The sequence below is a fragment of the Plesiomonas sp. genome (assembly GCF_051650925.1).
Classification (GTDB): Bacteria; Pseudomonadota; Gammaproteobacteria; order Enterobacterales; family CAMTGL01; genus Plesiomonas.
On sequence record NZ_JBOFRH010000502.1, the window covers coordinates 1 to 11,227 of the forward strand.

Here is an 11,227-nt window from a genome sequence, read left to right on the forward strand (position 1 = left end):
TAAAAATATATTTATAAACAGTGGCCTTCCCTGCTAAATACAGGATAGCTGAAAATTTAGCTCTGATAATTTTCAAATGAGGAATAGAGAGCAAAACAGCAGGCAGGAAACAACACAAACAGAAAAATGAACTGAAGATAAAAAATGGTCATCACAGGTCGCGGGTATTCACCAGCATATGATTATTATATGCACGACTGAAGATTGAAATATCTACTCTTTGTTATATTAATATACATTTTATAGCAATGCGTTTTATCTCTTATGCACATTGACGAAAGCAGTGCTGGCAAGTGTAAATATCACACCATAGATCGTTTAAACGCTGTAATGTAGAAATTGTACCGTGCTTAAAACAGTGAGTACAAATACGTTGACATTTAATAACATTCATTCTTTTTAACCTTAAATCATTACCTGATTTAATTGCCTACCTATAAAGCGTTATCCTTATGTAGACTACAGCTATAGCGCAAAGTTGCATACATAAAGTTGCATATGAACAAAATATTGAGATGTTTTTGTTTACTCCATCACACTATTCGAACTACTATGCTAGTACAAAGTTACACATAAGGAGTGTGTTCATGACGCAGCAAAATATCATTACCCCAACCGTGACCAGCCGCCCTTCTATTCTCGGCGGCGCGATGATCATTGCCGGTACTGCCGTAGGTGCCGGAATGTTCTCTTTACCTGTAGTCACCTCTGGAGTGTGGTTTACCGGCTCAATTGTTATTTTGCTGGCAACATGGCTGTGCATGTACGCGTCAGGTTTAATGATCTTAGAAGCAAACCTAAACTATAAAATCGGTGCCAGTTTTGACACTATGGTTAAAGGGCTGCTCGGCAAACAGTGGAATGCCATCAATGGTATTACCATTGCGTTTGTGCTGTATATCCTGACTTATGCTTATATCTCTGGTGGCGGATCTATTATCAGCCATACGCTCAATGCGGCGTTTGGTTTTTCAATGAATCAAACCGCAGCCGGTTTACTGTTTGCACTGGGCTTGGCATTTTTTGTCTGGTTATCCACCAAAGCAGTTGATCGCTTAACAACCGTACTGATTGGCGGCATGCTCATTACATTTTTCTTATCCACATTTGACCTAATAGGCCATGTACAACCGGCTATTTTGTTCAATACCAGTGATACTCAAACCGATTACCTGCCGTTTGCGTTGGCCGCCCTGCCTTATTGTCTGGCCTCGTTTGGTTATCATGGTAACGTGCCAAGCTTGGTCAAATATTATGGAAAAGAGCCGCGCCCCGTTGTACTGAGTTTACTGATTGGCACACTGATTGCGTTGGCCATTTACATCATCTGGCAGCTGGCGATTCTGGGCAATATTCCGCGCGGTGAATTCAAGGAAATTGTCAATCAGGGCGGAAATATTGGCAGCCTGCTGAAAGCACTCAGTGGTGTGGCATCAACCCAGACGATTGATAAAATGCTAACTGCCTTCTCTTATATGGCTGTTGCCAGCTCATTTTTAGGTGTAACCCTAGGGTTGTTTGACTATATTGCCGATCTCTTTAAATTTGATGACAGCTTAATCGGCCGCTCAAAAACAGCAGCAATCACCTTTATTCCTCCAACGATTGGCGGTTTAGTCTTCCCGAACGGTTTTATCTATGCCATTGGTTTTGCCGGTTTAGCCGCCGCAATCTGGGCTGCAATTGTTCCTGCGATGATGGCTCGCGCCAGCCGTCAGAAATTTGGTAGCCCAACCTACCGTGCTCCCGGTGGTAATCTGATGATTATGGTTGTTATTCTGTTTGGTATCACCAATCTTGTCGTGCAGATTTTAGCCATGTTTAACCTATTGCCTGTATATCGGTAGCCCTAAAAAAACGGCTGAATACCGATAACAGAAAAATCCAGCATGCTAATGTGTGCTGGATTTTTTTATAGCACCGTACCAACTTATGCCTCCGTTTTTTGATATACCGGATATCCTGAGATATCTGCCTTATATTCCGTTACATTAATACCTTGTTGTATGATATTACGTACACCAGACGTTGTTGACTCTCAGGGAAACGCCTTATGCTCAGCAGTAAAATCAAAACCAACCTTATTACCGGATTTCTGGGCAGTGGTAAAACAACCACCATCCGACATCTGTTAGCCTCGAAACCTGAACATGAAAAATGGGCGGTTTTGGTCAATGAGTTTGGCGAAATTGGTATTGATGGAGCATTGCTGCGTGATCAAGGGGCGGTCGTCAAAGAGATCCCCGGTGGATGCCTCTGCTGTGTCGCCGGATTACCTATGCAGGTGGGATTAAACATGCTCATCAGCCAACACCGACCAGACCGTATTTTAATTGAACCCACAGGGCTTGGGCACCCAAAACAGGTGTTGGATATGCTGACCGGAGAACATTATCAGTCGGTTCTTACGCTGGGTGCGACCTTATGTGTGCTCGACCCTCGCCATCTGCAAGATACTAAATACCGTGAAAATGAGAATTTTCGCGATCAAATTGCCGCAGCAGATGTGCTAATCGCCAATAAAACCGATTTATGTTCGCCACAAGAACAAGCGCTGTTTACGGAATTTGCCGGCACATTACGTGCTTCGGCGCAGCAAAAAGAGCACTTTACAGCACTTCATACTGAATTTGCAGAGCAAGGTAAGATCCCGCTTGCTCTGCTTGATTTACCCGCACAGCCCCGACACCTCAAAGCATCGGCCGCTCATCAGCATAAAACGGCAATACCGGCAATCAGTGCCGTACTCAACTTACACGGTAATGAACGCTGGCGCAGAGCAGAAAATCAGGGGCAAGGTTATTTCAGTTGTGGCTGGATATTTGATGCCGATACCCTGTTTGATATGACTAAAATTCTAGAGCTCGCCAGAACAGCACCCGTTATCCGTGCCAAAGGTGTTGTCCGTATTGCTGGCGGAACGCTACAATTTAACCGCCAACAGGGTGAATTTCAGATTGAAACCGCTGACATAACCCCTGCCGATAGCCGTGTTGAATTTATTCATGACAGCCGCGCTGCATGGAACACCTTCCAACAGCAGTTATTGCAAGCCCGTATCCTCTGAGGCAGAGGTTTAACTTCTTGTTATCCATGCTGCACAAGAACCTAAAAATAACCTCACTGTGGGATGCAAAGCAGAGCGTATCCCACAGGCAAACGTCTGTTTAACTCACACGCAGATCAATTTAACTCGCTGTCTGGCCAGTATTTAAACCCCTGCACCATCGCTTGTAATGCCAGCCCGTGCTCAGTTATCTGATACACAGTAACCCCTTTAAAGTCAGCCGGCACAGTCTGATTTGTCGCATCACCTTTTTCCTTCCATTTAGCAGCCATTTCAGCACCAGCGCTGGCATCCCAACCATATTGAATAAAGTTATCCATCGTTTTTTGGTCATGGAATATAGCAATAAATCGCATATCCTGAATTCCGAGCCCGACCCCTGCACTTAAGCTCATCATCCGCATATAAGTATTTTTATTACGGCGATTATCGTGTACTACACCAAAACCATGGCCGATACCAACCAGAGCAAAACGGTTACTTTTGGTGGAAAACACCGCATATCCCTTTGCATTACGAATTAAAGCCCGGGCTTTGGGCTGCTGTTTATACAATTTACTCAATGTATCTTGGCGGATAACCTGAATAGAGGCACGTTTCTGTTTCGGTGTATCTCCGGTTGCACCACACCCTGCCAGCACAGAGACCATCAGTAATGAACACAATATTGCTTTTAATCGAACCGTCATCAGCTTATCCAAGAACACGCATACTAAACCGCGGACTATAAGCAATACTCTCCTGCCATTCTTATCGTTCTGTGCCAAATATCAGCCAAACGCACGATAAAGCACAAAACACAGCAAAACCAACTAATGTGTTAGCGCTGTTTTATATCCTCGTAAAAAAGCCATAAAGAAATCATAAAAAAAGCCCCTTTTAAAAAGGGGCTTGATTGATACAGAAAGTAATCTCGACCTGTGCTTAAAATATTATCAGTTCAATATCACGCACAGCACACCACTTACAGGAACATCATAATAATCATGGCAACCACACCACCGGTAACACCGATGATAGTTTCCATCACAGTCCACGTTTGTAGGGTTTGTTTTTCGGTTAGGCCTAAGTAACGGTTTGCCAGCCAGAAACCGGAGTCATTCACGTGTGACAGTACAATCGCACCACCACCAATAGCAATGGTAATGGCAGCCAGTTGTGCACCGTTTAAGCCCAAACCTTCCAACATAGGTAAGATCAAACCACATGATGTTAGCATCGCAACGGTAGCAGAACCCTGAATAACACGTACTGCAGCGGCCAGAATAAAGGCTAAGACCACAATTGGCAGGCCAGAACTTGCCAACGTATTACCCAATGCAGCACCCACGCCTGAATCAACCAGAACCTGCTTAAATACACCACCTGCACCCGTAACCAGAATAATGATACCGGCCGGTTGTAATGCAGCACTGCACACACCCATGACATCATCACGGCTCATACCACGGCGAATACCCAGCAGGTAGAATGCAGCCAAACACGCAACCATAATTGCGGTGAATGGGTGGCCAATAAACTCCAACCAGTTGTACAGGTCAGAACCTTGCTCAACAAAACGAGCAGCAATGGTTTTCAGACCGATCATCAGCAATGGCAAGCCGATAAGACCCATCGCCAGACCAAAAGAAGGCAGTTCACCGCGATCTTTATCATCAGCTTGTGCATGCTCTGGCAATGGAACATCAACAATTTTAGAAATCATTGAACCAAACAGTGGGCCAGCTAAGATCATCGCAGGGATAGAGGCCAGCAGACCAAACAGGATCATGTAACCAAAATCAGCACCCAGCTGTGATGCTACCAAAATCGGGCCTGGTGCTGGGATTAGGAACGCCTGACAAGTTGCAATACCTGCCAACAGCGCGATACCAATTTTGATTACGCTGCCGCCGCCACGACGCACAATCGCGAACGCCACGCCAATTAACAGAACAACCGCAACATCAAAGAACAGCGGCAGTGCACAGATAAAGCCGGTAATGGTAATCGCCCAGTTAGCGCGATCTGTACCGAACTTACCTAGCAGTGTTTGTGCGATGCGATCAAGCGCACCGGTGGTTTCCATCACTTTACCAAACATTGCGCCCAGCGCGACCACTACGGCAACAAAGCCCAGTGTTCCGCCCATCCCTTTTTGGATGGTCGCAGCAATATCAGCCGGATTCATACCAGAGAATAAGCCGGCAATCATAGAGACCAGAATCAGTGCAACAACCGCGTGAAGCCGAACTTTCATTACTAAAAACAGCAACAGGAGGATAGATCCCGCGGCGGTCATGATCAACGACATATCAGACATAGTGTTCATCCTAAGTGAGCTGTGTTTTACATCACAGTTTTTGTAGTTACGGGTAACATGTTACCCGTAACGTGCTATCGTAGAAACAGGTGAATACAACCAAATTCCAAAATTGAGATTGAGGTCAAACTATGGCAGGTCGCAGCATTATCGTTATGGGTGTTTCAGGGTGTGGTAAGTCAAGTGTGGGTTCTGCACTGGCTGATGCTTTGAATGCTAAATTTATCGATGGTGATGATTTGCACCCAAAAGCAAACATCTTGAAGATGAGCGCAGGTAACCCTCTAAATGATGATGATCGTGCGCCGTGGCTAGAACGTATCCGTGATGCGGCGTTTAGCCTTGAGAAGAAAAATGAAACCGGCATTATTGTCTGCTCTGCACTGAAGCGTAAGTATCGTGATATGATCCGTGAAGGTAACGAGAACGTCACCTTTATTTTCCTCGACGGTACTTTCGAACTGATTTTCGAACGTCTGAGCAAGCGCGTAGGCCATTTCCAGAAAGAAGGCATGCTACAAAGCCAATTTGATACGCTGGAATGCCCATTGAGCACCAATGAAAGCGGTATCTTGCGCGTTGATATTGATGCAGAGTTTGATCAAGTTGTTGAGCGTGCCGTCATTGCAGCTAAAGAGGTTCACTAATGCACCCAGTTATTACCCGAGTCACTGCTCGGATTGCTGAACGCAGCGCACAATCTCGTGCGCGTTATCTCGCACAAATTCAATCTCAAGCTGCACAAGGCAAGAATCGCGCAAGCTTAGCCTGTGGCAACCTTGCCCACGCTGTAGCAGCCTGTTCTAGCCAGCAAAAAGGCCAGATCCTTGACATGACCCGCGCTAACGTGGGCATTGTCACCGCATACAATGATATGCTCTCTGCACATCAGCCTTACCAGTTCTATCCTGACCAAATCAAAGCGGTTTTGGCCGAATTAGGCCACAGCGCACAAGTGGCTGGCGGTGTTCCCGCTATGTGTGACGGTGTAACACAAGGGCAGCCGGGCATGGATATGTCTCTGTTCTCACGTGATCTGATTGCACAAGCTACTGCTGTATCACTGAGCCACAATACGTTTGATGCCACCCTACTTTTAGGCATTTGCGATAAAATTGCCCCCGGACAACTGATGGGTGCACTGGCCTTTGGCCATCTGCCAACGGCATTTATTCCGGCTGGCCCAATGCCAACTGGCATCAGCAATGATGAGAAAGTCAAAGTCCGCCAGAAATATGCAGCCGGTGAACTTGGCCGTGATGCATTACTTGATATGGAGTGTGGTGCATATCATGCACCGGGCACATGTACTTTCTACGGTACAGCCAACACCAACCAGCTGGTATTTGAAGCGATGGGCCTGATGTTACCGGGTTCTGCTTTCATCCCACCCAATACTGAACTGCGTAATGCACTGACCGATCATGCTGCCCGTAAAGTGGCGGGCATGGTACAAGGCGGCAGCGAGTACCGCCCGCTGGCTGACGTGCTTGATGAGCGCTGTATGGTCAATGGTCTGATTGCCCTGCTAGCCTCTGGCGGCAGTACTAACCACACCCTGCACATGATTGCCGTTGCTCGTGCCGCTGGCCTGATTGTCACATGGGATGACTTCAGCGAACTTTCTGATGTTGTACCACTGATGACCCGTGTCTACCCGAATGGACCGGCAGATATCAATGCCTTCCAAGCGGCTGGCGGTGTTCCGCTCTTGCTGCGTAAGCTGGCCGAGCGTGGTCTGCTGCATATGGATGCCACTCCAGTATTTGGCACGATGGAAGATTACCTGAGCCTGCCGACACTGGAAAATGGTGCGCTAGCATGGCAGCCAGTGATGGAAACACGTGATCCGGCCGTTATCGCGGAAGGTGACAGCGTATTTAACGCGACCGGTGGGCTAAAAGTGCTGTCAGGCAACTTAGGCCGTGGCGTGATTAAAGTCAGTGCCGTTGCCCCTGAGCACCATATTGTTCGTGCTCCGGTTGAGATTTTCGAATCTCAGCACGATGTAGAAGCAGCTTACAAAGCGGGTACGCTGAACCGTGATGTTATCGTGGTCGTTCGCCACAACGGGCCGGGCGCAAATGGTATGCCTGAGCTGCATAAGCTGATGCCAATTCTGGGTAATATCCAGAAAGCTGGTTTTAAAGTGGCACTGGTCACTGATGGCCGTTTGTCTGGCGCATCAGGAAAAATCCCTGCGGCTATTCACGTGACTCCGGAAGCGAGCAAAAACGGCCCTCTTGCTTATCTGCAAAACGGTGATGTCATCACGCTTGATGCCACTCAGGGTACATTAAGTACCGATGCCGATCTGAGCCAGCGCGCAGCATTCCACCCAGATTTAACTGCCGAGCAGACAGGTTTTGGCCGGAATTTGTTTAAAGTCTTCCGCGAGCATGTTTCCAGTGCGGAAACCGGTGCAACGGTGATTGACTAAACCACATGATTGAACAGCATAGCATTGTGGTTGATCGGGTCACGATCAATCCGTGAATTGCCTTCGCACTTCATTTATTATGCTATTGACTCTGCGCGCACCCCGATGTGCGCGCAACTTTGTGTAATGCTAAGGAATAACACATGAATTGGACTGTTTCCCCTGCCGACGTTTTTGCCACTTCACCTGTCGTACCGGTTATGGTTATTAACCACGTAGCAGATGCTGTACCTATGGCAAAAGCACTGGCAGACGGCGGGATCACCGTATTTGAAGTGACCTTGCGTACCGATGCAGCACTCGACGCTATCCGTGCGATTGCTGATGCTATGCCAGAAGCCATGATTGGTGCGGGCACAGTGATTAACCCTGAGCAATACGACGCAGCCGTGGCTGCGGGTGCAAAATTCATCATCAGCCCAGGGTGCACCCGTGAGCTGCTTGATCATGCTAAACAGCACAGCACTCCGCTGATCCCAGGTGTTGCAACTCCGTCTGAGGTGATGCAAGCGCTGGCACAAGGTTATACGCACCTGAAATTTTTCCCAGCAGAAGCAAATGGTGGCGTTACAGCACTCAAAGCCATTGCAGCCCCTCTGCCACAAGTGCGTTTTTGCCCAACCGGTGGCGTTAGCCCGAAAAACGTTCACGACTACTTATCAGCAAAATGTGTCGCTACTATAGGTGGTTCATGGATGCTGCCTGCCGACGCTATCGCCGCACACGACTGGGCGACCATTACTCGTCTGTCAGCAGAAGCGGTTGCACTGGTTTCAGCTAAGTAAGTATTTACCGTAATCTCGGCTTTATCAGCCCCTATTGCGCAAAAAAAAGACCGAATATTCGGTCTTTTTTTATTCTGTTTTATCATTACCGCTGAAAAGCGATAATCGCCGACTCACCTAATGGCAAAATCAAATGCTCTCTCCGGCATCAAGCCGATAGCCTAAATCATATACCCGCTGCGTTCGCACCTCTCCGGCTAAACGAGCCAATAGTGATTCGGCTGCAAGCTTACCCATTTCACGTCGTGGTGTGTGCACACTGGCGAGCTTGGGCATAATGGTCTGCCCGATATCATGCCCGTGAAAACCGGCTATCGCAACCTGTTGCGGAATAGCAATGCCCAGACGCTGGCAGGCAAAAATGGCCCCCACAGCCAAGTCATCGTTAGTGCAGAAAATACCATCGGTATCAGGATAACAGCGCAGTGTTTCTTCCAACAATTCAGCACCCAACGAATAAGAAGAGGCGGCCTCAGTCATCACATGCCGCGCTTCTAGCCCATATGCGGCCATTGCACGAATATAGCCATCAAAACGCTGCTGCGTCCGCACATCCATCCGAGCGCCCAGATACACTATCTTGCGATAGCCTTTTTGCAGCATCAGCGTAGTCATATCAAAACTGGCCGCTTCATTATCCAGCCCCACAGCCAGTTGAATGCTGGGTGAACGGGAATCCATAATCTCGACAACCGGAATACCCGCAGTTTCAATCATTTTTAGCGTACGGGGCGTATGGTAACTTTCCGATAAAATCAACCCATCAACATGGTATGAGAGTAATGAGGCTATCCGAGTCTCTTCCACCGCAGCACTGTAACCATAGTGCGCGAGCATGGTCTGATAACCTTTTTGCTCCGTCACCGATTCAATGCCACGCAACACCTCCGAAAAGACTTGGTTGGTCAACGAAGGCAGCAATACACCAATAGCCTGACTTTTTGCGTTCGACAAAATATCTGGTGCACGGTTGGGGATATATCCTAAATCCTCAAGGGCATCGGCTATTTTTAGCTGAATAGGGGCAGAGACTTGTGAAGGGTCACGCAAGTAACGGCTGACCGTCATTTTCGTTACACCGACGACATCCGCTACATCCTGCAGGGTTGGACGTTTTTTCTTCATTTTCTCTACAAATCAAGGATGATGTTACATGTAACATAGCATATTTCACTGATTCAACCCATAAGTTTACGAATAAAATCACCTGTTATTAACAATAACATCCGGTTTTCATTATAAATATGCTGGAAAAAGCATCGTGTTAACAGCTAACATAAGCGCTCTTTTAAGGATAAGAGCGCATTGTTGCACCCTATTTTTTCCTTTACATCCTTTGTTTCAAATTGTTATTTTTCTGTAATCTCTTACAGTTAGTTACTATTATTCGTTTATTTGTAGCAAACTCAGACTTAGTTAAGTTGTCAAAAGAACTTGAATAGCTTTTACCAATAAGTTAGTAATACAACGTATTGAATAATTTATTTTATATGATATTAAGAATTTATAAATTGCCTTATTGACTTACCCCAATTCCGAGTAATCTTATTTAGTCTTATTTAAATTCACTATACAGATCGCAAAATTAAACGCATTGGGTAGTCATTCTGCCGTTTCAGGTGAAATACTAAATGCATACTGTAAATGAGGTTTTTATATGTACACCACACCCGACCACCAGCCTTTCTTTACACCTGAAGAGTACATGCAAAATGTCAGCTTCTATATTCCTGGCCGTGAAGTGCCTTTTTTCGACCAAAAAATAGATGATACTGTAACAGTACCCATGCAAGATAAGCATGAAATCACGATGATCATCGGTATTGAGAACATGGAAGGAAAAGTCTACCGTGAGATTACCGCCCATACTTTTGATGGTTTTGCTGACTTGATTGCCCAGTTAGCCCATCTGCATTTGGTTGATGTATTTCCTGCCAGCTATTATGTCACCAGTGGTTATGACAGCCGCTTGCGCTTTGCACATTAAGTTGTTGTTATCTTGTCTACACATCTAAGTCTTATCTCCCTCATTGAATAATAAGGGAATATGTACCCTGAGCTTGTGTATACTGATACGAGAACCCAAACAAAGCGCGCTACTCATTACACACAACGGTATAAAGAGAAACCATATCAACAATGCTCGGCTAAAACAGCTACCGGCTTGCTATGTTGTTGCTAGAGGATGATTTATACTGTCAGTGTACAAATAGCACTATTTTTCAGCACGAATTAAGCCGCTCTACACTCAAAAACCACGGTATGCTTAGTTTTTGATAGAATAGCGATCCCCCATCAAAAGTTATTTATCACTGTAAAATAGAAATTATGGTTTCTAGTCGGCATATTTTAACTAGCACTCGTTATACATTTGATTACCGTTATTGCATTGATATATTCAAAAAATCACTATAATCCCCCCATAGTGTTAATATTATTACTTTAACAAGCACATATTAACTTCGCATTTATACTATTAGTCATTTCTTGAATAAGTAAACAGTATGAAGTACAGGGGAAACACCGGTATATGTCACTACAATGAAGTAATAATGAATAATGTAAAAATTTAATATTCCACATCTAAAAAACGTGTGTGAGTAACAACCTTATATTTATTCAATAAAGGTATC

At 45.8% G+C, this 11,227-nt stretch carries 9 protein-coding genes; 6 read left to right on the forward strand and 3 right to left on the reverse strand.

The annotated features are described in order from the left end of the window. Window positions 1–587: 587 nt before the first annotated feature. Window positions 588–1,847 carry a tryptophan permease gene (gene mtr, locus ACRC27_RS12050; RefSeq protein ID WP_438621728.1) on the forward strand — a complete coding sequence of 420 codons (1,260 nt, stop codon included), beginning with the start codon at window positions 588–590 and terminating at the stop codon, window positions 1,845–1,847. A gap of 206 nt (window positions 1,848–2,053) precedes the next feature. Next, complete coding sequence (locus tag ACRC27_RS12055; RefSeq protein WP_438639982.1) at window positions 2,054–3,067, forward strand: CobW family GTP-binding protein; 1,014 nt, start codon at window positions 2,054–2,056, stop codon at window positions 3,065–3,067. A 116-nt stretch (window positions 3,068–3,183) separates the two neighbouring features. Here ACRC27_RS12055 and ACRC27_RS12060 read toward each other — a convergent pair whose 3' ends face one another. Both ACRC27_RS12060 and gntU read right to left on the reverse strand, forming a co-directional pair. Further along, window positions 3,184–3,756: a hypothetical protein gene (locus tag ACRC27_RS12060; RefSeq protein WP_438639983.1), complete on the reverse strand. Its 573-nt coding sequence runs from the start codon at window positions 3,754–3,756 to the stop codon at window positions 3,184–3,186. Between the two features lie 275 nt (window positions 3,757–4,031). Continuing rightward, the gene (gntU, locus tag ACRC27_RS12065; RefSeq protein ID WP_438623367.1) at window positions 4,032–5,369 is read right to left on the reverse strand and encodes a gluconate transporter; all 1,338 of its coding nucleotides are present in this window, start codon (window positions 5,367–5,369) and stop codon (window positions 4,032–4,034) included. Window positions 5,370–5,500: 131 nt separating this feature from the next. Between gntU and ACRC27_RS12070 the strand changes: the two genes are divergently transcribed. The 3 genes from ACRC27_RS12070 (at window position 5,501) to ACRC27_RS12080 (ending at window position 8,594) form a co-directional block, all read left to right on the forward strand. Further along, window positions 5,501–6,016: a gluconokinase gene (locus ACRC27_RS12070; protein WP_438623368.1), complete on the forward strand. Its 516-nt coding sequence runs from the start codon at window positions 5,501–5,503 to the stop codon at window positions 6,014–6,016. Further along, window positions 6,016–7,809, forward strand: a complete 1,794-nt coding sequence (gene edd / locus ACRC27_RS12075; RefSeq protein ID WP_438629106.1) for a phosphogluconate dehydratase — start codon at window positions 6,016–6,018, stop codon at window positions 7,807–7,809. Before ACRC27_RS12070 ends, edd begins: the two co-directional genes overlap by 1 nt. 143 nt (window positions 7,810–7,952) lie before the next feature. Next, a complete protein-coding gene (locus tag ACRC27_RS12080; protein WP_438629108.1) occupies window positions 7,953–8,594 on the forward strand; it encodes a bifunctional 4-hydroxy-2-oxoglutarate aldolase/2-dehydro-3-deoxy-phosphogluconate aldolase in 642 nt (213 codons plus the stop codon). 129 nt (window positions 8,595–8,723) lie between these two features. Here ACRC27_RS12080 and gntR read toward each other — a convergent pair whose 3' ends face one another. Continuing rightward, entirely contained in the window at window positions 8,724–9,719 is a 996-nt protein-coding gene (gntR, locus tag ACRC27_RS12085) for a gluconate operon transcriptional repressor GntR (RefSeq protein ID WP_438629110.1), read from the reverse strand. Between the two features lie 532 nt (window positions 9,720–10,251). On the opposite strand from gntR, the gene ACRC27_RS12090 reads away from it, so the two are divergent. Beyond that, a complete protein-coding gene (locus ACRC27_RS12090; protein WP_438623372.1) occupies window positions 10,252–10,581 on the forward strand; it encodes a hypothetical protein in 330 nt (109 codons plus the stop codon). Window positions 10,582–11,227 lie beyond the last annotated feature (646 nt).

Bases quoted from the DNA above. Each gene is read 5' to 3' on its own strand.
- ACRC27_RS12060 (WP_438639983.1), bottom strand. From the start codon at position 3,756: ATGACGGTTCGATTAAAAGCAATATTGTGTTCATTACTGATGGTCTCT.
- ACRC27_RS12090 (WP_438623372.1), top strand. From the start codon at position 10,252: ATGTACACCACACCCGACCACCAGCCTTTCTTTACACCTGAAGAGTAC.
- ACRC27_RS12055 (WP_438639982.1), top strand. From the start codon at position 2,054: ATGCTCAGCAGTAAAATCAAAACCAACCTTATTACCGGATTTCTGGGC.
- gntU (WP_438623367.1), bottom strand. From the start codon at position 5,369: ATGTCTGATATGTCGTTGATCATGACCGCCGCGGGATCTATCCTCCTG.
- gntR (WP_438629110.1), bottom strand. From the start codon at position 9,719: ATGAAGAAAAAACGTCCAACCCTGCAGGATGTAGCGGATGTCGTCGGT.
- ACRC27_RS12070 (WP_438623368.1), top strand. From the start codon at position 5,501: ATGGCAGGTCGCAGCATTATCGTTATGGGTGTTTCAGGGTGTGGTAAG.
- edd (WP_438629106.1), top strand. From the start codon at position 6,016: ATGCACCCAGTTATTACCCGAGTCACTGCTCGGATTGCTGAACGCAGC.
- ACRC27_RS12080 (WP_438629108.1), top strand. From the start codon at position 7,953: ATGAATTGGACTGTTTCCCCTGCCGACGTTTTTGCCACTTCACCTGTC.
- mtr (WP_438621728.1), top strand. From the start codon at position 588: ATGACGCAGCAAAATATCATTACCCCAACCGTGACCAGCCGCCCTTCT.